1 protein-coding gene is annotated in these 443 nt (G+C 60.7%); it reads left to right on the forward strand.

The features are described 5' to 3' along the window. The first annotated feature begins 81 nt into the window (after nt 1-81). Nucleotides 82-438 (forward strand): AMP-binding protein, encoded by a 357-nt coding sequence (locus AB1462_RS32075; RefSeq protein ID WP_367249134.1) that lies wholly within the window; start codon nt 82-84, stop codon nt 436-438. Nucleotides 439-443: the final 5 nt, after the last annotated feature.

Below are 443 nucleotides of genomic sequence, written 5' to 3' on the forward strand. Positions count from 1 at the left end.
TTCAAACCCCAATCTGGCCGGCGTCTTCAACATGGGCGGCGCTGCCGTCGCCAACTACGTTTCGATCATGGAGCGCGTGAAATGAACCAGGCCGATCCTGATGGCGGTGTAGCGCCCTGCTCCACGCGCGTCATGAACCTTTCCAATTTTCTGACGCAGGCCGCCCGCCGCAACGCCGATGAAGCCGCGCTCGTATGGGGCGACCGTCAATGGCGCTGGAGCGAGATGGAAGCCCGCGTCAATGCCATGGCATATGCGCTGATCCACGAATTCGGCGACAGGAAAGGCGACCGCATTCTGGTCCAGTCGTCAAACTGCAACCAGATGTTCGAATCCATGTTCGCCGCTTTCCGCGTCGGCGCTGTCTGGGTCCCGACCAATTTCCGCCAGACACCGGACGAGGTTTCATACCTGGCCGCCTCCAGCGGCCAGGTATGAAACCT

It is taken from the genome of Pseudomonas sp. SB113 (genome assembly GCF_040754745.1).
GTDB classification, from domain to species: Bacteria; Pseudomonadota; Gammaproteobacteria; order Pseudomonadales; family Pseudomonadaceae; genus Aquipseudomonas; species Aquipseudomonas grimontii.